Source organism: Bartonella sp. W8151, from assembly GCF_016100385.1.
Classification (GTDB): Bacteria; Pseudomonadota; Alphaproteobacteria; order Rhizobiales; family Rhizobiaceae; genus Bartonella; species Bartonella apis.
The window spans coordinates 139,047-161,026 of sequence record NZ_JACFSO010000002.1 but is presented as its reverse complement, the minus strand read 5'-3'; the positions used below and the strand labels follow the sequence as shown (position 1 = coordinate 161,026).

The following is a 21,980-nucleotide window of genomic DNA, read 5'->3' as shown; positions in this document are numbered from 1 at the left end:
TAAAACTTTTTGTGATCGTCACCGGACAAAAATACCGATAGAGCAAGCGACACACAAAACTGACAGAATTATCAAAATAAGATAGGCTTTTTTCTTGTCGAACAGAATTGCGAAAGCAGAAAACCAGCCCATAATACCGGCGCTTAATGCAAACATAAAACCGGCGCGGTTCAAGGCAACAAGATGGGCAGCCATCAGGCCACCGATAATCAACGCACCAAAAACTATTATAAGACCGGTTGCGAACTTCTCATAATCGTCCATAATCAATCCTCTTCAAGCGGGCTTGCAATTCTTCTTAAATCAAAGTCCGGCTACTCGATGTTTCTTTCCTTCTAACGCATGAAAGAGAAAAACAAAATGTTTTTTTCGTTCGTGCCTCTTCAACAATGCGTCTGCTCGCGAAGTTTCTTTCATGGAACCGTTTTTCCTCTCCCGAACTCTTCGTCGTTAAAGCTATTACACTCTATTTATTGCAGAAGCTTTTATGAACAACACCGTTTATGCTGAACAAACTGAACTTGCCAAACCGGAATTGCCGGTTATTTTTCCCCGCTTGTTGTTTTTCAATTTTCCGGTTGAAAGAACGACTCTATATGACGGGGAAATTTCCACGGGCTGATCGCAATCAAATCATAGCGCAGCCGCAATTTTTTGCGGTCGGGCTGACGCGCGAGAAATATATTGGCTGCATTGTCAAAACGTTTTTCACTTGCTGTTTTAACCGCTTCCATCGCCTCTTTAATGGTGGGGCGGGCTTTCACTTCAACAATGGCAATGACATGCCCACGCCGCGCTATAATATCAATTTCGCCAAAACGGGTTTCAAACCGGCGTGCCGCAATATGATAGCCCTTCATTTGCAGCCATAAACCCGCAAGCCTTTCAGCATAAATTCCGCGTAAATAGGTTTTCTGCTTGCGTTTTTTGTTCATGATCTCTCTTCATGAAAGGGGAAGACAAATGACACATCTATCTACTCATAAGAATAAAGATTTATACAGAAATATTTTTTAAAAAACACCGTGCTTAGATCGTTCCCTTAACTATTTCAAAGGCGAGAGGGCCGAAAATTTAAAAATTGACGGAAAAAAAATTTAACGGATTTGTTGAGCCCCTCATCTCTTTCAGTTACTTGAGCTTTTCGAGCCACCTTAAGCTTTTTCATCGCCCTTGTCTTTTTCGGTTAGGCGGGCTTCTTATCCTCTGGCCTTCTTGAGCCCCTCATCTCTTTCAGTTACTTGAGCTTTTTTAGCCACCTTAAGCTTTTTCATCGCCCTTGTCTTTTTCGGTTAGGAGGACTTCTTATCCTCTGGCCTTCTTGAGCCCCTCATCTTTTTCAGTTACTTGAGCTTTTCGAGCCACCTTAAGCTTTTTCAAGCCTTAATCTTGTTTTAAAAGCTTAATCCTTCAGCGATAACAGGCGCTTATAGAGATCGGCTTTTTTGTGTCCGGTCATTTTCGCCGCTTCTGCGGCGGCTTTTGCTGCCGGATAATCTTTTGCAAGTTCAATCAGAAGCTTGTCGATTTCTTCCGTGTCGAATTTTTCTTCCTGTTTTGACGGTGGTTCGACAATGATAACAATTTCCCCTCGTATCTTTTCGCCGTCGCTATAGCGTTCCTTCAATTCCGAAAGTGGCGCAACATCAACCGTCTCGAACTTTTTGGTCATTTCGCGACAGATCGCGCCACGCCGATCTTTCCCGAAAATTTCAACCATATCGGACAAAGTTGAGGAAACGCGGTGCGGGGATTCGTAAAAAATCAATGAAGCGGGAATGAGCCCAAGTTCTTCAAGGCGGGCTTTTCTTTGCATGGACTTTGTTGGAAGAAAGCCGGAAAAGAAAAAACTGTCGGTTGGCAGGCCTGTTGCAATCAATGCTGTCAAGGCAGCAGAAGCACCTGGCACCGGCACAATTTTGATGTTTTTTTCGCGCGCCTCGGCAACAAGCCGGAAACCGGGGTCGGAAATAAGCGGCATACCGGCGTCACTCACCAATGCCACCGAGCGATTATCTTCAAGAACACCAAGAAGCTTTCTGCCGGCTTCCTCGACATTATGTTCCTGATAAACAACCGGCTTTTGATGGATACCATAACGCTCAAGCAATATGCGTGTCACTCTGGTGTCTTCGCAGGCAAGTTCATCGGCAGCGGCAATTGTTTCTATTGCCCGCAAGGTGATATCGCCAAGATTTCCTATCGGTGTGGCCACAAGGTAGAGCGCCGGTTCAAGTGCCGGTGCTACATAAGCATTCGCCCCGATGATGTATTTCCTGTCTGTCAAAAACTCATCCTAACATTGAACCCGTTCTCTTGAACTTTTCGTGAAACGAAAAGGCTTCTTCAAGAATATGCGGGGTCTGGCCTCCGGCCGTTTTGCAAGCACGGTCGAAATAATCGCGCAATACATCCCGATAGTCGGGATGGGCACATTTTTCGATGATAAGCGGCGCGCGTTCACGTGGTGCAAGGCCGCGCAAATCGGCATAACCCAATTCTGTCACCAGAACATCGACATCATGTTCTGTATGATCGACATGGGCAACCATCGGCACAACGGAGGAAATCTTGCCACCTTTGGCAACCGATTTTGTTACGAAAACCGAAATATAGGCATTCCTCGCAAAATCGCCAGAACCGCCAATGCCGTTCATCATATGGGTGCCACCGACATGGGTCGAGTTCACATTGCCGTAAATGTCGAATTCAAGCGCAGTATTGATCGCGATAATACCGAGCCTGCGAATAATTTCCGGCAAATTCGATATTTCTTGCGGCCGCAGGATCAACCGGTCCTTATAGCGTCCGATATTCGGAAAAACACGCGCGGCACAGGCTTCACTCAAAGTAATGGACGAGGCCGATGCAAAATCGAGCTTGCCGGCATCGAAAAGTTCGAAGGTGGAATCCTGCAACACTTCGCTATACATCTGCAAATTATGGAACGGGCTATTCACAAAGCCTGTCAAAACCGCATTGGCAATGGTGCCGATACCTGCCTGAATGGGGCTCAAAGTCATATCCATGCGCCCTTGATCGACCTCTTTTAAGAAAAATTCGGTCAAATGGCGGGCAATGGCATTGGTTGCATCATCGGCTGGCGAAATCAATGACGGGCTATCCGGCACATCCGAAATGACAATGGCCGCAATCTTGTTTTTATCAACCTTGATTGCTGTGGTGCCGATGCGTGTATCAGGTTTCAAAACCCCGACGGGCTTCCGGTTTGGCCGTGGAGAAGGAATATAGATGTCGTGTATGCCTTCAAAATCCGGATTGAGACTGGTATTGAGCTCGATAATAATTTTATCCGCCCCCAAGGCAAAGCTTGCCGAATTGCCGACAGATGTTGTCGGCACAATCGAACCATCTTCATGAATCATCATCGCTTCGATAATGGCAATATTGACCGGCGGTAACTGGTGGGCGCGCAATTGCTCGACCATTTCCGACAAATGTTCGTCAATAAACATAACCTCGCCGCGATTGATTGCCGCTCTTAAAGCGGTGTCAACCTGAAACGGCATACGACGGGCAAGCACGCCTGTCTCGCTCAATATCTTGTCGGTGTCATGACCAAGGGAAGCGCCCGTCAACAGGCTGATTTTAAAAGGGTGTTTTTTCGCCCGTTTTGCCATTGCATGAGGAACAAGTTTGGCGTCGCCCGCGCGGGTAAAGCCGCTCATACCAACGACCATTCCGTCTTTGACAAGGTTTGCCGCCTCGTCTGCCGAGACGATCTTTGCTCTTAATTCCTCGCTCTGAATACGGTCTTCAAACATTTTTTACTCCCATCTCTCGATAGCAACAAGGCCAACCTCTCCCGCCAATTTTGAAAAATTCAAGTGAAGACTATCGAACTTATGCTATCAAGCCTCTTTCATTTCATCCAAGATTTTTCTTGCCGCTTCCAACGGATTATCGGCTTTGATAATAGGCCGGGCTACCACAAGATGGCTTGCACCGGCCTCAATTGCTTCTTTCGGGGTCATAACACGTTTCTGGTCACCTTTATCGGCCCCTTTCGGGCGGATACCGGGGGTAACCAAAGCCATGTCAGGGCCAATCACTTCCCGCAAAGCGCGTGCTTCTGCGGCAGAGGCAACAATGCCTCCCATTCCTGCTGAACGGGCGTCTTTTGCCCGCTTCAACACCAATGTTTTTGCATCGTCAAAATAGCCTGCCGCTTTAAGATCATCGTCATCCATCGAGGTGAGCACTGTCACACCAAGAAGACAAAGATTGCTTCCTTTGGCCGCGCTCACAGCTGCCCGCATTGCTTTCGGATAAGCATGAACCGTCAGCATATCGACACCGACCTTGACGATATTTTCAACCGCACTTTTTATCGTATTGTCAATATCCAGAAGTTTCATATCAAGGAAAACTTTTTTGTTTGCCGCTTTGAGCTCGCGGACAAATTCAAGCCCGCCTGCAAACGATAATTGATAGCCTATTTTATAAAAGCTGATGGTATCACCCAACTCTTGAACCAGCTTTTCTGCCTGCCGAATATCAGCGACGTCCAACCCGACAATCAACCGATCCCGCATAATATTCGCCATCAATCAAACTCCATTGCAATGCCCTTTTCGGACAATCTTTTTTTAAGTCCCCTTTTTCGGGCGACTTTTTTTAAAAACCTGATTGCATGTTTAAAAACCTGCAATCACCGAACCCACTGTTACGACTTGAGAAGCCATAAACTTCCCGTTCAGCTTCTGTCTTGGTTGCTTGTTTTAAAAGCAAACGACCGGTGAACGGATAAGGTTCCCTTTAAAGCTCATTATCAGGCATAAACAAAAAGCACAACTTGCCCGTCTTTCCAATCAAGCAATTGTGCTTCCGTTTTTCTATAATATTCACTGTTTTCATTGCTTCAAAACTTCAAAACCCGACAATCAACCATCGTTTACTATTATCTCCAGTTGCTCACATGGACCGGCGTTCAAAAGAATGCCGTATGTTTTATCCGGCAATTCCACCCCGAACACTCGGGTAAACAGTGGTCAATCTTTTTAAAATCGACATCATTTCCCTCAAAACGATATCTATTGCCGTAAAACCGATATCAAATCATTGGCAAATGAAATATCAAAAGAATTGCATCATGAGCAACCTTCATGCTTTTGCTCTTCAACAAAAGCACGTGTTACAATGAAAATGGCAATCAAACAGCGTTTCGTCTGTTTTTAAAAAACTCATGTACCGCTGTTTTTGAGCTGAGGGATCGGAATATTGACAGTGCCGTTACCTGTACTTGCATCGGTCTTTTGTCTGGTAACCGATTCAACGGCGGCTTTGGCATCATCGGAAATGCCGGAATTGTCACCAAGCCCCGTCTCGTCAAGCAGACCTTTGGCCTTGGCGTCATAATAATAACCACGGGCATAAAGGCGCACTGCCTGCGCTTCGTTACCATCGGCAACCTTATAGGCACCGGCCAGATATTTTACCGCGAAACGCAAATTGGTTTCTGCGTCAAGCAACCCCTTCGGGTCGCCCTGATAACCCATGCCTTTGGCCGTCGGATGGCTGATTTGCATCAATCCGAGATATGGGCCATTACGAATATTGGGATTGCCGTTGCTTTCGCGTTTGACAACGCGTCTTACAAGACTTTCCGGCACATTATAGGCCATTGAATATTTGGAAATGAGTTGTTCGACTTCCGGACTTGCATGGGCAAGTTCAACAGGACCGGATTGGCTTTTCAATGCATTGGGATTGGCCGCATTGGAATTTAGTGCATTTGCTTTGGCAAGTGCTGCCGGATTTGCTTCCTTGCCGGTATAGGAAAGTTCCTTGAACACCGGCACCGGAATTTTTTTATCGATCAGATAGCCATACGATAGAGGTGTCGTCATTGTTCCGACACGCGCTATAGACGTGGTCGCATCGGTGAGTTCGGTCTTCGGTTTGTTCTGCTGTGTACAGGCACCCAAAAACCCCGTTAATACGATAATACTACCGCTGACAATCAAACGTCGTTTAGTCATGCACCACCCGTTTTTTATTCAAACTTATGCAAACTTTTTAAAGAAAGCCAAAATCACGGCTGTCAAAACGCACATACACAGTACAAAAAGTGCGTTCCGGCCTTTATTTGCCGATTTCATGGCAATCCTGTGACCAAAGCGTCATTTTCTTGTCATCAAAGTGGATAACCCCTTAAAAACTTAATTCAAACAGGGGATAATCCCGTTTTTAATGACACCTTGAAATATTGTTTCAAACTGTTGAGACAATATCTTCAAGCTTCCCGAAACGACATCTAGGCACGTCGGTTGCAAAGTCAACCTAGCACAACTTGTTCGACTTGGCAAAACATGGTTTACGAAAGGTTATTTGCGAGCTTTTCTGCAATCTCCCGATAAAGTTTGGCAAAAACGCTTTGCGGCTTTTCAATGAAGACAGGCGTGCCCGCATCCGACAAAGCACGAACGTCCGGATCAAGCGGGATTTCGCCCAAAAAGGGCACCTGCCGGTGATGGGCTTCGTTGCGCGCCCCGCCATGGCCGAATATGTCATAGCGTTTGCCGGTATCGGGAGCGATAAAATAGCTCATATTCTCGATCACACCCAAAATCGGCACGCCGACCTTGGTAAACATTTCGATTCCCTTGCGGGCATCGACAAGTGCGAGATCTTGCGGAGTGGAAACAATCACTGCACCGGTCATCGGCACTTGCTGGGCAAGTGTCAATTGTGCGTCGCCGGTGCCGGGGGGCATATCGACAACCAGCACATCAAGCGGTCCCCACAAAACATCACGCAAAAATTGTGTAACAGCCGACATCACCATCGGCCCCCGCCAAACCATCGGGCGGTCTTCATCCACGAGAAAGCCCATCGACATCAATTTCAGGCCGAATTTTTCAAGTGTTTCAAGCTTGTTGCCTTCAACTGCACGCGGACGCTGGTTGATAAGGCCGGTCAATCTTGGCAATGACGGCCCGTAAATATCGGCATCAAGAAGCCCTGTTTTAAAGCCCCTGTCGGCAAGTGCCAATGCCAGATTGATTGCTGTTGTCGATTTGCCAACGCCACCCTTGCCGGAAGCCACAGCGATAATATGTTTGACCCCTTCGATCGGCTTTTTTTCACCAATGCCGTGGCTCGCACGCGCAATCTTCGGGCTAGCGTGCCCCGGTTCGACAACAATTCTTTTTGCCGGTGCTTTATGGGGCTCATCGCTAGTTGTTGTTTTACCGGCATTGGCCGAACCCTTTTTCTCGGCGGTCAATGTGACAATTGCGGCTTTGACGCCATCCATTGCCTCGACCACCTTCTGGGCAGCCTGCCGCAACGGCTCCAGTTCTTGTGCCCTTTCATCCGGCACAGTTATCGAAAAGAACACTTTTCCATCGGAAATGAATATTTCCGAAACCAGCCCGAGCGAGACGATATCGCTTTCAAAATCGGGCCCTTTTACTTTTCTCAATTCGTCGATAACAGCATCGCTTGTGATATTGGACACGCGCATTTCCTTCCTGCAAATCTGCTGGATTTTTGTCTTTCCTATCGCGACGGAAAGCCTTTGGTCAACCGGCTAACGAGCAGTTTTTTAAACTTTTGTATTGGCCGAAATACGATCCGGATTCTGTTCTTTGATCCATTTGACAATAACATCCCGATCAGCTTCGCCTATCATATGGTCACTATCGACCATCGCTGCATCAACCTTTGCACCATTTTTCTTGAAAACCGACAATAAAGCCGGCGCGAAAGGCGAATAAAGCGCATCTTTTTTACCCGAAATAATCAAAATCCGATTTTTCGACAAATCCTCTTTGTCTCTATTGTCCATGACCGGCATGGAACGCATAAGAATGGCGCGGCGGGCAAAACCGGGATGGCGCATCATAATCACAGCCAGCAAATTCGCGCCATTGGAATAGCCCACAAAAGTTACCCGCGACAAATCGAAATGATGCTCTTCGGCAAGGTTTCCCATAAATTTTACAAAAGCATCGGCTTCACTACTTGCGTCTTTCTCGTCGAATTTTGTCGGCGTTATCTTTTTGAACCAGCGCGTTTCACCATTCTGCACAATGCGCCCGCGAATGCCGATGAGCGTTGCCTTCGGCCATATCGGGCGGGCAAAAGGAAAAAGCGTCGTTTCATCGCCACCCGAACCATGAAGCAGAATAACAACCTCCCCCGAAGGATGATCGCTACGGTCGATGCGATAAGTAAAATCCGGCAAATGAACAAGGTTCATTCGGCCTTCGCTGTTTTCCTGCATGACAGTCTCTCCTGATGGCACGGCTTTTCCTGATGGTGGGGTTTTTCCTTTTGAAGCGTCGTCTTCATTTCCTCTTGAAGCGGCTCTTCCTTCCTGTTTTTGCATTTGTGGCATTTTAAAAAGGCCGGATTCGAGCGGCCGCGGAACCTTTGTGTTCACCGCTTCGGGCAGCGTTGCATTGATCATAATGAAAGGTGCTTTTCTTTTACTGTCAGGCGCATTTCCAATAGTCCCCATTGCCGCATTTTTAACCGGCAAGCCCTTCTTCGAGACAACATGTAAATTTGCAGGCGTTTGCCTTTTAGCAGATTGAACAGCTGAAGTTTTCATGTTCCTTGGGGGCAAGCCCATTTGCCTGAAATTAATCTCTTCGGACATTTTGGCAGCAAGGGCAGTGCTGTTTTTCAAAAATTTATTGTCTGGTACAATAAGTCCGGATGTTCCATTTTGTTGAATTGTCGCCTGCGGCTCTACGGCCGCGGCCGAAAATGCGCTGTCACAAATAAAATTTGTTAAAACCAGCAGCAGAAATGCAAGAATAAAACCTGATCCCTTTTTCATAAACATAATTTAAAAAACACGTTATCAGACTTTATCAATATAGGTATTTCTCACGATTTCGGCAAAACAATTGGCAGTGATAACCTCGTTCACGGGTAAGGTTCCATCCGCCCCAAGAGGGCAATCATCACGCATTCGGGCGGCAATCGTCATGCTTTCTTGAAGTAACTGTTTCTTTTTCGACCAATGATTGACCAACTTTTCCCGCTTGCTTCCTATATTTTCTGAAACTCTTTCCCCACCCCTTAACTTTCTGTTTTCCGTTTTTTTCCTTCCCTCCCATGTCCTTCTTTTCTCCTCCATTGCGTCTCTATCTTTTCCTTATCGTGTTGCCGCTTTCACCTTTTCCTCCCACGTTCTACTGGCCGCTCATATTCTTCATTCCTCACATCTTTTCTATTTTCCCTCTTTTCTGTCTTTCCTCACCTTCCGGCATCCTCATCGTCGTCTAATCCCTGCAACCGCATTGCAAGATTTGGTAATCATCAAGCACGCGTGAACGTTGCCACCTCCCCGCCCACTGCTGCTCCCGCCTGTTTTGCTCCCCCCCCTTGCTTTTACTTTTTACCTCCGCTTGTTTTTGCTCTATTCCCCTGTTTTCCATTCTCGATTGGCCTTTCTTTTTTATTGTTCGCCCCCGCTTTTCAGTTTCCTTATTTTTATTGCCATATCTTCCGTGTGTTCTTTTTTTGCTATGGTCTTGATCTTCTGTTGACCTTGCTCATGCAATTTCGAAACACTTTTCCACAACTTTCCCGTGTAATTTATTTACAAAACAATCGACAAGCGTTGACGCAAGTTTCCTTTGCGCTATTGTCTTTTTACGGGTGGCATGCTCCTAGGGGTGGGCAACTTCTTTTCCGGTTCCTTCTTCTTTCCGGCTTTCTCCCTTACCCTTTTGCCACCTATCATTTTTTTTACCTTTGTTTTTGTCTCTCCTCTTTTCCCGTTTCACCCGACCTTCCTTTTTTCCTCGCCGCTCCCGTTGCCATGGTGATTTTTTTAATTTTCCGCCCTTTTCTTGCCGCTTTTTTCCCTGCGCTTCGTTTTGAATTTTTCTCGCCCTCCTCATTCACCTCTCTCATTTCTCATATTTCCAGCACCTTTATGTTTTCCGGATTTTAAATATCAGCGGATTTTTTCCTGAAAACTCCGGAGCCCTCTATTCCTTTCGCCACCTCTCCGGCTTCTTCTTCCTCTTTATTGCCTTTCTTTTTTTCAACACCCCTTTCGCTATTTTGCTGCTCGCCACTTTATGAAACATTGCTATTTTCAAGTCAGGTTATCTTTCACCGCCTTTTCGCATAGAACTTTCTCACGCACTGCCAGACTTGACGGCCAGACGAAAAGCCCAACGAAAAGCCAGACGAAAAAATGAGACGAACCATGTCAGGCAAACCGGACTTTTTGTCTATTTTTCTCGCATAGGTTGTATTTTTTTAAAATCTTTGCCCCACATCCACACAGTTTTTCCCTGAACGCTAGATAAAATATTTGGAAAAAGCATTGCAACAAAGCAGACTGATTGATGGTTAGCCAAATAAATTAATGGACTGACAGATGACAGCCTTTTTCAAGCTTGAAGGCGTCTCATCCTGTCGCACCTCCCAACAATCGCCAATAAAATTTTATTTCAAAATTTGCTCTGACATTTTTGTCGATCATCCGGCAACGGGTTTTGAAATGACGCTGACACAAAAGCCCCTTACAGAGAAAAAGCCATTTCTCACAGAAAGGTGAATTTTTACCCCCTCGAATATAAGGCGAAAATCCAACAGGTCATTAAAAAATTAAATTTTCCAAAGAGTTAAATTTCTTTACCGAAATGCAAAGCCATGCCCTTGCGCAAGGCTTCCACACACAACATCTCGCGCAAAAATTCATCATTCACATCGCATTCGGGATCATAAAGATGAAATTCTCTAACCGCCCGCTCGACCTCGAAAACACCATTGGACGAACACTCCATAACGTAACTTTCCGATGAAAGATATTGACGAATCATAAAGATCAGTCGTTGCATATTGTTGCAATGGTCGGTCATCCTGAAACTCGCTACACTCACTCCCCAAAAACTGCCTTCGGCAATCATAGGTTGTTTTAATGATGAACACAACCAAATTCTTCTTTCTCGAAATTTTTCGCTTGAAAAGTTCCGGATGCATTGTTTTTTTTAAAACGTCTACCTGAAACCTGAAAAAACCGTGAAAGTTCTACTTGAAACATTCTGCTATAGATTGAAAATGGAGAGTTGATTTTTTAAAAAATCGGGGCGACCAAGCGGGTGCACAACCAGATAACCAGTCGGATATTTTATGCAAAAACTTCATTCCACTAACGGGCACACATCAAAACATATTCTGACACGCTTTTTCGGGCAGATTGCGCGTGCAATCTGGCTTATCTTTGCCTTTTTTATGCTGGTTTGGAGCCTGTTTGCTTTTTTCTACCAGTTGCCATTCAATATGGCGGGCTTTGTTCTTGTTGCTGTTTTATGGCTGGTTGTCGGCATTTATGCGCTCGTCCTCGAATTCAAAACCCCATGGAAATCGCGCATTCTTTTAGCGCTCATGTTTATCGGCGTGATCATTTGGTGGTCGACAATCAGGCCGACACTGCACCGTGATTGGGCACCCGAGCTTGCGCGCAGTGTGGAAGCCACATTCGACCCCATCAATCCCGATATTGTCCATCTTCAAAACATTCGCAATTTCGACTGGATTGCGCCTTACGAGGGAAAGGAAAACTGGGAAAACGGGACTTATAATGTCGATGATCTCGTCGGTCTTGATGTCTATTTATCCTATTGGATGGGGCCCTATATTGCCCATACGCTTGTGGGCTTTACATTCAAGGACGGACGCCATCTGGTGTTTTCTGCCGAAATCCGGCGCACAAAAGAGCAGAGCTTTTCTGCCATTGGCGGTTTTTTCAAAGAATTTGAATTGATTATGATTGCCGCTCCCGAAGAAGATATCATAAAACTGCGCACCGATATCCGTCATGAAAATGTTTATCGCTACCCGATCAATGTGGGCAAAGAAAAGATAAAAGACCTGTTTTTGAACTATCTTGAAACAGCCGACAAACTTGCCCATCAGGCGCGCTTTTATAACACGGTTACGGCCAATTGCACGACAGTCGTTTTCGACATGGCGCGCATTCTCGACCCCGGTATTCCGCTTGACTGGCGCATTCTCTTTTCAGGACAGCTCCCCTCCTATCTTTATGACCTCAAAGTGGTCAATACAGAAAAATCATTAAAAGAGCTTGTTGACGAAGCCCATATAGAGCCCCAGATAAATGGCCGTCGTGACCAATATTCTGTTGATATCAGACGGGTGCAAAACACGAACGGCAATTGACTCGGCGAAAACTAAACCGTATAAGCGCAAAAATTGCCCTGTCCTTTATTCGAAGTACTTTATTCAGAGCACTTTGTTTAGAAGCACAAGGTTTGAAAACTGTTCAACCGGCGGGAAACCGCACATAGAACCAAGAAGGGCCGCACGCCGCGGTATGTTAAATAAATGAAACGTACATATCAACCGTCCAAACTTGTCCGTAAACGCCGCCACGGCTTCCGTGCGCGCATGGCAACCCTTGGTGGCCGTAAAGTTGTCGCCGCTCGCCGCAACCGCGGTCGCAAGCGCCTTTCAGCCTGATTTTCAATTTTTCAGGTTTTTTCAATTCTTCCGGTTTCAATTTTCCGGTTTTTCAGGGATTTTACAACGGCGGGAAAGATGGGCTTTTTGACTAGCTATTTTTCCCTTTTCCGTTGCAATAGGCCAGTGTTGAGACACCCGTTAAAACCCGCTCTTTCAAGGCAGAGTTTTGTTAGAGGTTTTTCCGATGAGTGAGAAATCCTTCCTCCGCCTTCGTAAAAGGGCGGATTTTTTGGCATTAAGAAACGGTGAAAAACGGCGTGGACCGTTTTTTCTTCTCGAATCGAAAAGCCGGGATTTACCGGAAGAAATCAAATCCACAACTTTGCCGCGTGTCGGTTTTACTGTCACGCGCAAAAATGGTAATGCAGTCAAGCGCAATCGCATCAAGCGGCGTTTGCGCGAAGCTTTCCGGCTTTCATTAAAGCGTGACATTGCCGCCGGGACAGATTATGTCATTATTGCGCGGCCCGATGCGCTTGAAGCATCATTTGACCGCCTGACCGGAGAAATGGAACGCCGGTTCAGGCAAAAATTACAAAACTCGAAACGGTAACAGGACAATCGCTCATGGAATATAATCGTAATTTTTTCATTGCTATTGGATTGTCGCTCCTTATCATTCTTGCATGGCAGTATTTTTATGTTGCGCCGAAAAATGCCGACCAGCAAAAGGCTCAGGAAATTGCCCGCCAGATCGAGAAAGATGAAAACGCGCAAAATCAGGCCGTTCCGACTGCCGAAAATGGCACTGTAACACCGCCCCAAATTAAAGACGAAACAAACCCTGCCGGTTTCGAAATGACACCGGACGCACGCGACGCGGCACTTAAAAAATCCAATCGTGTTGCAATCGACACGCCCGAGCTTCAAGGGTCAATCAATCTTGTTGGCGCCCAGTTCGATGACCTGTTTTTGAAAAATTACCGTTTGACAGTTGACAAGAATTCGCCGGAAATTGCCCTTCTTAATCCGAACGGGTTCAACACAACCTATATTGCCGAATTCGGTTTTACCGGCAAGGGATTGCCTGCCGGAAGCCTGCCGCAATTCAACACTGAATGGAAGGTGGATGGCGAAAACACAACCTTGACACCCAAGACACCTGTCCATCTTGTTTATGATAACGGTCAGGGGCAGGTCTTCCACCGTGTGATCTCGGTTGACGAAAATTATATGTTCACCATTTCCGACAGTGTCACCAACAATGCCTCTTCGGTTGTAAGCCTTCTGCCTTATGCGCGCGTTGCCCGCGCTGCTCCTCCCGAACACGCAAGTGCCACCTATCTTCTTCATGAAGGCATGATCGGCGTTGCCGGTGATGATGGCCTCAAGGAAGAAAAATATTCCGCATTGAAAGATTTGAAACCCGATGCGGCAAATGAAAAGAAAATGGTTTTCGACAAGGTCAAAGGCGGCTTTATCGGCATTACCGACAAATATTGGGCTGTTGCTGCTATTCCTCCGCAGGATGAGGAATATACGAGCCGTTTTGTCTATTTCGATCGTCTTTCCACCCATTACCAGTCGGATTTGACCGGCAAGGCCATCACCGTTGCGTCCGGTGCAACCGAAACCATTACCAATCATTTGTTTGCCGGTGCAAAACGCGTTGAAACCATCAATGCCTATCAGGATAATCTGAAGATTTTAAAATTCGAATTGCTGATTGACTGGGGCTGGTTCTCGATCATTACCAAGCCGATGTTTGCTTTGATCGACATTCTCTATAAGCTCACCAACAATTTCGGTGTTGCCATTCTGCTTGTCACTGTCATCCTGAAGGCGGTTTTGTTCCCGCTTGCCAACAAGTCGTACAAGTCCATGGCTCGCATGAAGGTTGTACAGCCGGCAATGATGGAAATCCGCACCAAATATGCCGATGACAAGGTCAAGCAACAACAGGCCATTATGGAGCTTTATAGAACCGAGAAAATCAATCCGCTTGCCGGTTGCTGGCCGCTACTGGTGCAATTCCCGATTTTCTTTGCCCTTTATAAGGTGCTCTATATCACCATTGAAATGCGCCATGCGCCGTTCTTTGGCTGGATTCAGGACCTTGCAGCCCCCGACCCGACCTCGCTTTTCAATCTGTTCGGTTGGCTCCCCTATAATGTTCCGGCATTTTTGATGATCGGCGCGTGGCCTGTCATTATGGGTATCACCATGTTCTTGCAAATGCGCATGAACCCGACACCGCCCGACCCGACACAGGCCATGATTTTCACATGGATGCCGATTGTCTTTACCTTCATGCTTGCCTCGTTTCCTGCCGGCCTTGTTATTTACTGGGCATGGAACAACACGCTGTCGATCTGCCAGCAGGCAATCATCATGAAAAGTCAGGGTGCAAAGATCGAACTTTGGGACAATCTCAAAGCCATCTTCAAAAAGAAACCGAAGAAAGAGACCAAATAAGTGACAGATAGTCCTGCATTGGCGGGACTTTTTGCCCGTAACTGGATTTTTATCCGCGGTGTACCGGCAATGAAGTTTCTGCCGCCCGAAGGGCCCGCCGAGATTGCCTTTGCCGGCCGTTCCAATGTCGGCAAATCCTCGCTCATCAATGCGCTTGTCGGCCATAAAGGGCTTGCCCGCACGTCAAACACCCCCGGTCGCACACAGGAGCTCAACTATTTTGTGCCGGATGGCTTTGCCGGCACTGTGGACGATTTGCCACCGCTTGCACTTGTCGATATGCCGGGCTATGGCTTTGCCGAAGCGCCGAAAGCGCAGGTCGACCAATGGACAAAGCTCATTTTCGACTATCTGCGCGGCCGCACCACTTTAAAACGCGTTTATGTGCTGATTGATTCCCGCCATGGCATTAAAAAGAACGATCAGGATGTGCTCACCCTTCTTGATAAAGCAGCCGTTTCCTATCAGATTGTTCTTACAAAAATCGACAAAATCAAACCGGCCGAACTTCAAAAATTGATTGATAACACCCACAAGGTAATCGTCAAACGCCCCGCCGCTTTTCCCCATATCATTGCCACCTCTTCCGAAAAAGGAATAGGCCTTGATGATTTGAGAGAAACCATTTTAGAGGCCGCCAATCCGCTCGTCCGATAAGTTTTGCTCTTTAGATTTTGCACGACGCAAGTTTTGCCCCGTCAAATTTTACGCGGTTGAAGTTTTGCCCCTTTCAAGTTTCGCCCCTTCCAAGTTACGCCCTTCCAAGTTACGCCCCTCCAAGTTTTGACCATTTCAAGTTTTGACCCTTTCAAGTTGTGCCCGATTTCGTTTTCAAAACTGGCGGCTGAAAATGCGCGCCACAACGAACAAACAAAACCTTTTTGGCAAGCGTGAAATTATTTGCACTCAAAGCCTCATCATTGAAACACCGTTGGTAAAGACCGGCTCTTGGAAAATCACTTCCTGTTTTTTAAAAAATCCTGGTTGCATTTTTAAGAATTCTCCCTTTTCGAGAGCTATCTTTTTAAAAACAGGCTCTGGTACTTCTCCGAAAAACGTCTTCACGGGAAAGCCATCGGTTTACAATTGAACTCTCAAGTGAACTCTCAAGGAAATTTTGAAGGGGGAAGATGAAACACCCCGAACGGCAAGACAATGCATGAATACATCTTTTCAGCTTCACCGGTTTTTCATTCCGTTTTCAAATTATTAACGTTGAGAAACAATTTTTTGGCGTATTTTACAATTGATTAAGCATGACTATTGCAACAGGTCAGCTTCGTGCTTCCCTTTCTTGTTCTTCGTGCGAATGGGTTCTATAAGGTCTTTTGAAGTTTGTTAAAAACCCAGAGTTGTCATGCTAACGCTTTTTCATCATCCGATGTCCTCTTCTTCCCGTTTTGTGCGGCTCATCCTTAACGAATATGATGTTGCCACCAACCTTATCGAAGAGCATGAATGGGCGCGCCGGCGCGAGTTTCTTGTGCTTAATCCGGCAGGCAGCGTACCGGTATTGTTAGCCGAGCGGGAAGTGCCGCTTTGTGGTGCCTATGTCATTTATGAATATCTTGATGAAACGCGTGGCGGCTTGCGTCGTGACCAGCGCTTCTTTCCCGAAAACCCGCTCGAACGCGCAGAGGTGCGCCGCCTGACCGAATGGTTTTTAACGAAACTTGAAAGTGAAGTCACACGTCACATTGTACGCGAGCGTATTTATAAACGTGAAATTCCGCTGGCACAGGGAGGTGGCGCACCCGATTCACAAACCTTGCGCAATGCCCGTGCCAATATCCGTCCGCATATGAAATATCTGGAATGGCTTTCCGCCTCGCGTGATTGGCTCGCCGGAAATTCCATTTCCTATGCCGATCTTGCGGCCGCCGCTTCACTTTCCGTCCTTGATTTTATGGGAGAAATCGACTGGAAATCTTTTCCTGCCTCGCGCGACTGGTATATGCGCATCAAATCGAGACCCTCGTTCCGTCCGCTTTTGAATGATCGCATAAGAGGCATTGCTCCGAGCACGCATTATGCCGATCTCGACTTCTAGCGACAAAGCAAAACTCAAGGATATTCTGGTCCTCAAGGATTTTCTCCTCAAAGAAGCCGCAGCCCTTGGTTTTGATGCCATTGCGATCACCGGTTCCAACAATCAAAAAGCAGCCCATCACCTTGTTGAAGCCCTGCACCACGGCTATCACGGCACCATGGAATGGATGCTCGAGACGGCCGAACGGCGTATGGAACCTGTGAATTTATGGCCGGACGTCAAATCGGTCATTATGCTTGCAATGAATTACGGGCCGGATGCACATGAATTCCACCAGAGACCCGACAAAAGCTCGGGAAATATTTCCTATTATGCCCGCCATCGCGATTATCATGAATTGATAAAAGGGCGTCTCAAGCAGATAGCCTCGCGCTTTGTTTCGCGTTTCGGGGGTGATGTCAAAGTGTTTGTCGATACCGCACCCGTTATGGAAAAGCCGCTTGCCCAACTTGCCGGACTTGGCTGGCAGGGAAAGCACACAAATCTTGTGAGCCGCGAATTCGGCTCATGGCTTTTTCTCGGTTCCATTTTCACCAATGTCGAACTCCCTTTTAATCAGCCTGAAGTCGACCATTGCGGTTCCTGCCACGCCTGTCTTTCCGCCTGCCCCACCCATGCCTTTCCCGCCCCTTATCAGCTCGATGCACGCCGCTGCATCTCCTATCTGACCATTGAACTCAAAGAGCAAATCCCGCTTTCATTCCGTAAAGCCATCGGCAACCGCATTTATGGCTGTGATGATTGCCTTTCCGCCTGCCCGTGGAACAAGTTTGCCCGAACGACACGTGAAATCAAACTTAAAGCACGAGAAGACTTGATTGCCCCGAAGCTCGATTTTCTTTTGAAACTTGATGATGCGGCCTTCCGCTCGTTTTTTACCGCTTCGCCGGTCAAACGCATCGGGCGCAACCGCTTCATCCGCAATTGTCTGATTGCTGCGGGAAACAGCGCCGACCGCTCGCTTGTCAGTGTGGTGAAGCCGCATTTGAAAGATCCCGACCCGCTTGTTGCCGGTATGGCCGTCTGGGCCTTGAAACAACTCCTCACCAAAGCGGAATTTGATGAATTGGCAAAGCTTTCTATAACATTCTCTTCAGACCCCGATGTGTTAAAGGAATGGGAAGAGTGAAACGGATAACGAAAAACGAAAAAGCACCGGAACAATTCATGATGCTTGGAGCGGGCTTCTCTGCTCGCGCCTTCGCCTCTCTTTATGGCGCCCCTGTTGCCAACACACCAGACACCGCGCCTTCTGCCACAAAAAGCCGGATTTGCGGCACCACACGCACAAAACAAAACTTCGCCACTCTCGAAAGCGCCAATATCGAACCATTTCTTTTTGACGAGCCGACCCCGACTTTTTTTGAACGGCTTGAAACAACAACACATCTTGTTATTTCGGTTTCACCAGACGAGACAATGAGCGATGCAGTTTTGAACCGGCCCGACATTCTTGGATCTATGCCGGAATTAAAATGGATAGGCTATCTTTCAACGATTGGCGTTTATGGCAATCATGATGGCCGGTGGATTGACGAGGAAGCCCCCTGTCACCCCTCGCTTAAACGCAACATTTCCCGCCTTGAAGTGGAAAAGAAATGGCAAGCCTTCGGGAACAAGCACAATATCCCCGTTGCCATTTTGCGCCTTGGCGGCATTTATGGCCCGTCGCGCAATCCTTTTATAAAATTGAGTCAGGGCAACAAAACGCTTGTCATTAAAAAGGGGCAGTTTTTCAACCGCATCCATGTCGATGATATTGCCGGTATTATCAAGGCATTTTCTTCGGCAAAACGTGAAGGCATTTTTAACATTGTCGATAATGAACCGGCAGCGCCTGAAGCCGTCATGCATTATGCGGCAAAATTAATGGGTGTAACCGACCTTGAAGAAGTTCCCTTTGAAAAAGCCGATATGTCGCCCATGGCTCGTTCTTTTTATGGTGATAATAAAAGAATATTGAATCATAAACTTTTAAAAACAGGATATAATCTGAAATATCCCGATTATCGAACCGCGTTGGAAGCAATGTGGAAGGATAATCTTTGGGATAAAAAGCTCTAGTCTAGCACGCCTTTTAAAAAAGGCGGCTAGGCGCTTGAGGTGGGTGACACGTTTTTAAATTATTGTGCTTTTTAAAAAGATTTTGCGCGTTCGAAAGGCGTTAGGGATGTCTTCAAAGTTCAAGTCATTCAACCGGATTTTGGCAACAACATTGGCAGCGGTTTTTCTGCCTATCGCGGCTGCCCATAGTGACGAACCGGCAAAACAGGCTTTTGGCGATGTCAAATTGCCCTCGACCGGTCAAGCACAATCCATCGGGTTTTATTCCAAGGGTTGTCTTAATGGCGCGGTAGCGCTGCCGATCGACGGTCCCAACTGGCAAGTCATGCGGCTTTCACGCAACCGCAACTGGGGGCATCCGGCAACCATACGCTTTATCGAGCAATTGTCGCGACAGGCAGCCAAAGATGGCTGGTCGGGCCTCCTCATCGGCGACATTTCGCAACCGCGCGGCGGCCCGATGCTAAACGGGCACGCATCCCACCAGATCGGGCTTGATGCGGATATCTGGCTCACCCCCATGCCCGACCACCGTTTAAGTCGGGAAGAAAGAGAAAATATGCAAGGCGTATCTATGCTTAAAAAAGATTCGCTTTATGCCGACCCGAAAAAATGGACTCCCGAACGCACCGCTCTTATTCGTGACGCAGCAGAAAACCCTGAAGTCGAACGCATCTTTGTGCATCCGGGCATCAAAAAACAATTATGCGACACGGTGACCGGCGACCGTTCGTGGCTACAGAAGGTGCGCCCCTATTGGGGACATTTCTGGCACTTCCATGTCCGGTTGAAATGTCAGGCGGGTTCTGAAAATTGCAAGCCGCAACCCAAAGTGACAGCCGGTGACGGTTGCGGCAAATCGCTTGCCTGGTGGTTTACCGATGAGCCTTGGGCCGATAAAAAGCCGAAGAAACCCGTAACCACCACACCGCCGAAGCCGCATATCATGATGGTTTCGGAATTGCCGAAGGAATGCACGGCGGTTTTGGACGCACCGGAAAAACCGGCTAAATAAAACCTGCTTTGCAATTTTGTTCCGGTTAAAAAAATTATAACCGTCGACACCACCATTACGACGTCAACCACAAAAACGGCAACCACCAAAACGGGGAAAGGTTCATGCAAAATCAAAATCTGGAATTTCCTGTTCTTATCGGCGATATTGGTGGCACCAATATGCGGTTTTCGCTGATCCTCAATCAGGCCGGAGAACAAATGGCAATTGCAACCGGCAAAGTTAATGATTTTCCAACAATCGAGGACGCTATCGGTTCGGCTATTCTGCCGCTCATCAAAACACAACCGAAGTCGCTGTTTCTCGCTATTGCCGGTCCTGTTACCGGCAAAGAAATAAAGCTCACCAATTGTAACTGGGTCATTTCGCCGGCAAAACTCATCGAACAATTTGGTTTCAATGAAGTTTTCTTAATCAACGATTTCGAGGCACAGGCACTTTCGACTATTGTTCTGCCCGAAAAATATCTTGAACCGATCGGCAAAATAACCACCGCGACAGATCAGACGAAAGTTGTCATCGGAGCCGGTTCGGGGCTCGGCATTGCCGGACTTATCTATTTGAACGGCCGTTATATCCCGATTGAAGGTGAAGGCGGGCATATCGACTTTGCCCCGCAAAGCGACGAAGACCTCGCCCTCTACCCGTTTTTAAAAAAAATCATCGGTCGGGTTAGCGCCGAGGAATTATTAAGCGGGCGCGGACTTTTAAACATCTATCGCGCAATTTGCGCTATGCGCAATGTGAAAGCACCTATCGAATTGCCTGAAGAAATTACAGCCGAAGCACGTCTCGTCCACCCCCATCGCGCCATCGAAAATCAGGCTTACGAAGCAGTGCAATTTTTCATCAATTATCTGGCGCGATTGGCCGGTGATTTCGCCCTGGTTTTCAAAGCCGAAGGTGGCGTTTATATCGGCGGCGGCATTCTGCCGGAAATGCTGTCACTTATTGATGAAAACCTGTTCCGCCGGAATTTTATCCATAAACAACCCCATGAAAAGCTTCTGGAAAACATTCCCACTTTTGTCTTAACCCATCCGCGTGCTGCTCTTGTGGGGATGGAATCCTATGTCCGCCATCCGGAACGTTTCATGCTTGATATGGAAGGCCGCTTTTTTGTGAAAACCACCAAATAACGTTTTTATCCGGAAAGCCCTTTCGACCCGACGGGGAAACCGGCAAACACATGCAGGCGTTGAACATAATATAAAACAATTTTCACCGTTTGGCGTGTGCTTTGATAAACGACAAGTATTGCCCCATATCGGAGGGCAAGCTTCAAAATATAAGCGGATTTTGTATCAACGGATTTTGTATCCCGGGCGAATTGCGCTTCCGGACGACCTTCATTCAAAGATAACTTTACCTGATGGGTGGTGAGCGGCTTGTAATATCGTACCGATTTGTTTTCCACTGCTTGAAGGTGATCGTTTTCTTTGGCTAAAATATTGTCAAGGTCGGGGTAATATCTGTTTTTAAATCATCTGCCCCTTGTCACGTGATATTGATATCGTTGGACTCTATATTATTTATTCCGTAATATTTCCATTTCCGACAAGCTATATCAAGTTTTATACAATTTATAATTGCATTTATTTAATATATATATTGTAAGTTGTTTTTCCAATCGGGATCAACTCTATCAACCTGTTCGACAGAAACTTTTTTTATTTTATAGCTGTTTAAATTCATATAATTCTTGATATTTTCAATTATTTTGGCAGCTCGAATTTTTTATAAAATAATCCACATCAACCGTTTTTGTCTAAAAAAACCGACGTGAATTCTTTAACCTCAGGTTTATTTTTCGGATATCCTTCATAATATTGTACTATTTTTCAGCTTTATTTTTATATTCAAATATTTACCCAAAAAATCCCCTGTCCATTTTTGACTTTTAATTTTTGTTAATTTTCGGTAAATTTTTGTCTGATTCATGCGCCAAACATCTAT

General features: G+C 46.6%; 21 protein-coding genes. 10 read left to right on the top strand and 11 right to left on the bottom strand.

All coding sequences use genetic code 11. The features are described 5' to 3' along the window. Positions 1–18: 18 nt before the first annotated feature. The 10 genes from H3V14_RS03665 to H3V14_RS03620 all read right to left on the bottom strand — a co-directional run bounded on the left by H3V14_RS03665 (position 19) and on the right by H3V14_RS03620 (position 10,877). Complete coding sequence (locus H3V14_RS03665; RefSeq protein WP_075869046.1) at positions 19–264, bottom strand: hypothetical protein; 246 nt, start codon at positions 262–264, stop codon at positions 19–21. A gap of 302 nt (positions 265–566) precedes the next feature. Beyond that, positions 567–935 carry a YraN family protein gene (locus H3V14_RS03660; protein ID WP_198226699.1) on the bottom strand — a complete coding sequence of 123 codons (369 nt, stop codon included), beginning with the start codon at positions 933–935 and terminating at the stop codon, positions 567–569. A 467-nt stretch (positions 936–1,402) separates the two neighbouring features. Further along, a complete protein-coding gene (rsmI, locus tag H3V14_RS03655; protein ID WP_198226697.1) occupies positions 1,403–2,287 on the bottom strand; it encodes a 16S rRNA (cytidine(1402)-2'-O)-methyltransferase in 885 nt (294 codons plus the stop codon). 4 nt (positions 2,288–2,291) lie between these two features. After that, positions 2,292–3,785, bottom strand: a complete 1,494-nt coding sequence (locus tag H3V14_RS03650; RefSeq protein WP_198226695.1) for an acetyl-CoA hydrolase/transferase family protein — start codon at positions 3,783–3,785, stop codon at positions 2,292–2,294. Between the two features lie 87 nt (positions 3,786–3,872). Continuing rightward, complete coding sequence (pyrF, locus tag H3V14_RS03645) at positions 3,873–4,568, bottom strand: orotidine-5'-phosphate decarboxylase (protein WP_198226693.1); 696 nt, start codon at positions 4,566–4,568, stop codon at positions 3,873–3,875. Positions 4,569–5,204: 636 nt separating this feature from the next. Further along, positions 5,205–6,002 (bottom strand): lytic transglycosylase domain-containing protein, encoded by a 798-nt coding sequence (locus H3V14_RS10980; RefSeq protein WP_083639727.1) that lies wholly within the window; start codon positions 6,000–6,002, stop codon positions 5,205–5,207. 335 nt (positions 6,003–6,337) lie between these two features. Beyond that, positions 6,338–7,489, bottom strand: a complete 1,152-nt coding sequence (locus tag H3V14_RS03635) for an Mrp/NBP35 family ATP-binding protein (protein ID WP_075869052.1) — start codon at positions 7,487–7,489, stop codon at positions 6,338–6,340. Positions 7,490–7,570: 81 nt separating this feature from the next. Next, positions 7,571–8,818 carry an alpha/beta hydrolase gene (locus H3V14_RS03630; protein ID WP_198226691.1) on the bottom strand — a complete coding sequence of 416 codons (1,248 nt, stop codon included), beginning with the start codon at positions 8,816–8,818 and terminating at the stop codon, positions 7,571–7,573. Positions 8,819–8,836: 18 nt separating this feature from the next. Further along, positions 8,837–9,115, bottom strand: a complete 279-nt coding sequence (locus H3V14_RS03625; protein WP_198226689.1) for a hypothetical protein — start codon at positions 9,113–9,115, stop codon at positions 8,837–8,839. Between the two features lie 1,504 nt (positions 9,116–10,619). Next, positions 10,620–10,877, bottom strand: coding sequence for a hypothetical protein (locus H3V14_RS03620; protein WP_143238813.1), 258 nt, complete (start codon positions 10,875–10,877; stop codon positions 10,620–10,622). 250 nt (positions 10,878–11,127) lie between these two features. Here H3V14_RS03620 and H3V14_RS03615 point away from each other — a divergent pair, with 250 nt between their 5' ends. From H3V14_RS03615 to H3V14_RS03570, 10 genes are all read left to right on the top strand, one after another. Beyond that, the gene (locus tag H3V14_RS03615; RefSeq protein ID WP_198226687.1) at positions 11,128–12,177 is read left to right on the top strand and encodes a DUF4105 domain-containing protein; all 1,050 of its coding nucleotides are present in this window, start codon (positions 11,128–11,130) and stop codon (positions 12,175–12,177) included. Positions 12,178–12,342: 165 nt separating this feature from the next. Then, positions 12,343–12,477: a 50S ribosomal protein L34 gene (gene rpmH, locus H3V14_RS03610; RefSeq protein ID WP_075869057.1), complete on the top strand. Its 135-nt coding sequence runs from the start codon at positions 12,343–12,345 to the stop codon at positions 12,475–12,477. Positions 12,478–12,664: 187 nt separating this feature from the next. Beyond that, positions 12,665–13,033, top strand: coding sequence for a ribonuclease P protein component (gene rnpA, locus H3V14_RS03605; RefSeq protein ID WP_198226685.1), 369 nt, complete (start codon positions 12,665–12,667; stop codon positions 13,031–13,033). A 14-nt stretch (positions 13,034–13,047) separates the two neighbouring features. Beyond that, positions 13,048–14,895, top strand: coding sequence for a membrane protein insertase YidC (yidC, locus tag H3V14_RS03600; protein WP_198226683.1), 1,848 nt, complete (start codon positions 13,048–13,050; stop codon positions 14,893–14,895). After that, positions 14,896–15,552 carry a ribosome biogenesis GTP-binding protein YihA/YsxC gene (gene yihA, locus H3V14_RS03595; RefSeq protein WP_198226681.1) on the top strand — a complete coding sequence of 219 codons (657 nt, stop codon included), beginning with the start codon at positions 14,896–14,898 and terminating at the stop codon, positions 15,550–15,552. A gap of 700 nt (positions 15,553–16,252) precedes the next feature. Further along, entirely contained in the window at positions 16,253–16,945 is a 693-nt protein-coding gene (locus tag H3V14_RS03590) for a glutathione S-transferase family protein (RefSeq protein WP_075869061.1), read from the top strand. Beyond that, positions 16,926–18,074: a tRNA epoxyqueuosine(34) reductase QueG gene (queG, locus tag H3V14_RS03585; protein ID WP_198226679.1), complete on the top strand. Its 1,149-nt coding sequence runs from the start codon at positions 16,926–16,928 to the stop codon at positions 18,072–18,074. Before H3V14_RS03590 ends, queG begins: the two co-directional genes overlap by 20 nt. Beyond that, positions 18,071–19,009, top strand: coding sequence for an NAD-dependent epimerase/dehydratase family protein (locus H3V14_RS03580; protein WP_369522670.1), 939 nt, complete (start codon positions 18,071–18,073; stop codon positions 19,007–19,009). Before queG ends, H3V14_RS03580 begins: the two co-directional genes overlap by 4 nt. A 106-nt stretch (positions 19,010–19,115) precedes the next feature. Further along, entirely contained in the window at positions 19,116–20,024 is a 909-nt protein-coding gene (gene mepA, locus H3V14_RS03575) for a penicillin-insensitive murein endopeptidase (protein WP_198226675.1), read from the top strand. A 104-nt stretch (positions 20,025–20,128) separates the two neighbouring features. Beyond that, positions 20,129–21,163, top strand: a complete 1,035-nt coding sequence (locus H3V14_RS03570; protein ID WP_198226673.1) for an ROK family protein — start codon at positions 20,129–20,131, stop codon at positions 21,161–21,163. 5 nt (positions 21,164–21,168) lie between these two features. Here the strand turns inward: H3V14_RS03570 and H3V14_RS03565 are convergent, their stop codons facing one another. After that, positions 21,169–21,441: a hypothetical protein gene (locus H3V14_RS03565; protein WP_198226671.1), complete on the bottom strand. Its 273-nt coding sequence runs from the start codon at positions 21,439–21,441 to the stop codon at positions 21,169–21,171. Positions 21,442–21,980 lie beyond the last annotated feature (539 nt).

Coding starts and splice junctions, on each gene's coding strand:
- H3V14_RS03615 (WP_198226687.1), top strand. CDS start 11,128: ATGCAAAAACTTCATTCCACTAACGGGCACACATCAAAACATATTCTG.
- mepA (WP_198226675.1), top strand. CDS start 19,116: ATGTCTTCAAAGTTCAAGTCATTCAACCGGATTTTGGCAACAACATTG.
- H3V14_RS03665 (WP_075869046.1), bottom strand. CDS start 264: ATGGACGATTATGAGAAGTTCGCAACCGGTCTTATAATAGTTTTTGGT.
- H3V14_RS03630 (WP_198226691.1), bottom strand. CDS start 8,818: ATGTTTATGAAAAAGGGATCAGGTTTTATTCTTGCATTTCTGCTGCTG.
- pyrF (WP_198226693.1), bottom strand. CDS start 4,568: ATGGCGAATATTATGCGGGATCGGTTGATTGTCGGGTTGGACGTCGCT.
- rnpA (WP_198226685.1), top strand. CDS start 12,665: ATGAGTGAGAAATCCTTCCTCCGCCTTCGTAAAAGGGCGGATTTTTTG.
- H3V14_RS03635 (WP_075869052.1), bottom strand. CDS start 7,489: ATGCGCGTGTCCAATATCACAAGCGATGCTGTTATCGACGAATTGAGA.
- H3V14_RS03660 (WP_198226699.1), bottom strand. CDS start 935: ATGAACAAAAAACGCAAGCAGAAAACCTATTTACGCGGAATTTATGCT.
- yidC (WP_198226683.1), top strand. CDS start 13,048: ATGGAATATAATCGTAATTTTTTCATTGCTATTGGATTGTCGCTCCTT.
- H3V14_RS03590 (WP_075869061.1), top strand. CDS start 16,253: ATGCTAACGCTTTTTCATCATCCGATGTCCTCTTCTTCCCGTTTTGTG.
- rpmH (WP_075869057.1), top strand. CDS start 12,343: ATGAAACGTACATATCAACCGTCCAAACTTGTCCGTAAACGCCGCCAC.
- H3V14_RS03625 (WP_198226689.1), bottom strand. CDS start 9,115: ATGGAGGAGAAAAGAAGGACATGGGAGGGAAGGAAAAAAACGGAAAAC.
- queG (WP_198226679.1), top strand. CDS start 16,926: ATGCCGATCTCGACTTCTAGCGACAAAGCAAAACTCAAGGATATTCTG.
- H3V14_RS10980 (WP_083639727.1), bottom strand. CDS start 6,002: ATGACTAAACGACGTTTGATTGTCAGCGGTAGTATTATCGTATTAACG.
- H3V14_RS03570 (WP_198226673.1), top strand. CDS start 20,129: ATGCAAAATCAAAATCTGGAATTTCCTGTTCTTATCGGCGATATTGGT.
- H3V14_RS03650 (WP_198226695.1), bottom strand. CDS start 3,785: ATGTTTGAAGACCGTATTCAGAGCGAGGAATTAAGAGCAAAGATCGTC.